The organism is Sphingomonas sp. STIS6.2 (assembly GCF_000732685.2).
Classification (GTDB): domain Bacteria; phylum Pseudomonadota; class Alphaproteobacteria; order Sphingomonadales; family Sphingomonadaceae; genus Sphingomonas; species Sphingomonas aerolata.
On record NZ_JPDP02000142.1, the window covers coordinates 1 to 1,258 of the forward strand.

General features: G+C 68.8%; 1 protein-coding gene and 1 pseudogene. One reads left to right on the forward strand and one right to left on the reverse strand.

Going from position 1 to position 1,258, the window contains the following annotated elements; genetic code table 11:
* Nucleotides 1-987, reverse strand: a 987-nt coding sequence (locus sphst_RS14530) for a chorismate-binding protein (RefSeq protein WP_199848995.1), incomplete at its 3' end; no start/stop codon positions are given.
* An 80-nt stretch (nt 988-1,067) separates the two neighbouring features.
* Between sphst_RS14530 and sphst_RS14535 the strand changes: the two are divergent.
* Nucleotides 1,068-1,258: pseudogene (locus tag sphst_RS14535) on the forward strand (MBL fold metallo-hydrolase); the annotation flags it as partial.

Here is a 1,258-nt window from a genome sequence, read left to right on the forward strand (position 1 = left end):
GTCGCCGCCGGGATCGAACCGGCCGATCGCGCCGGTATAGAGGCCGCGGGGGCGGGCCTGCTCGACCTCTGCGATGACCTCCATCGCGCGTTGCTTGGGTGCGCCGGTGATCGAGCCGCAGGGGAACAGCGCGGCGAGCACATCGATCGCATCGCGACCTGGGGTCAGCCGCGCGGACACCGTCGAGGTCATCTGGTGGACGGTCGGATAGGTCTCCACCGTGAACAGGTCGGGGACCGAGACACCCTGCGCGACCTGCGACAGGTCGTTGCGCATCAGGTCGACGATCATCAGATTTTCCGCGCGCTGCTTCGGATCGGCGGCCAGCTCCTGGGCAAGGCGGCGGTCGACATCGGGCGTGGCGCCGCGCGGCGCGGTACCCTTCATCGGCCGACAGGTCAGCCGATCGCCCTCGAGCGTGAAGAACAGTTCGGGCGACAGCGACAGACAGGTTTCGTTGCCCGTGTCGATCAATGCGCCATAGCCCGCACGCGCCTGGCGTCTGAGGCGGGCATAGAGCGCGCGGGGATCGCCGATGAACGGCACGGTCGCGGCAAAGGTCAGATTGGCCTGATAGATGTCGCCCGCCGCGATCAGCGCGAGCAGCCGTGCGATTCGCGTATCATAGGCCTCGCGGTCGATCTGCGGCTGCGGCGGCCCGACCCAGATTCCGGCAGGATCGGGCAATAGCGCGGGCAGCGCCGCCGCGGGGATCGTCTCGTAGCGCTCGAACAGGCCGAACCACAGCAACGGGCCGTCCGGCGGGCCGGTATCGACCGCACGCGACGCGAACGTCATCCCCGCTTCGTAGGCCAGCATCCCCGCGGCATGCAGCCCCTCGGCCAGTCCGCGACGGATCTCCGCAAGCGCGGGTTGCACGGCATCGGGGGTGTCCGCGCGAACGACCCGGACAGGCCGATCGTACAGGCGCGCGGGGGCCCCCGCCTCCCGGGCATCATCAAGCAGCACGAAGGGCGCAGTCCACATCGTGCCGACTGATGCACGGGGCGACAGGCAAACCGCAAGCGGCGATTGCCCGAAACCGCCCGCCGCCCTATTTTGCCGGAATGACAAAGACCTCCCTGCCGCCGCTGCGTGCCGCGATCATCCCCGTCACGCCGATCCAGCAGAACTGCACGTTGCTGTGGTGTACTGCGACGATGAAGGCGGCGGTGGTCGATCCCGGCGGCGACCTGCCGCGAATCAAGGCGGCGATCGCGGAAGCGGGCGTGACCGTCGAGAAGATCCTGCTGACGCA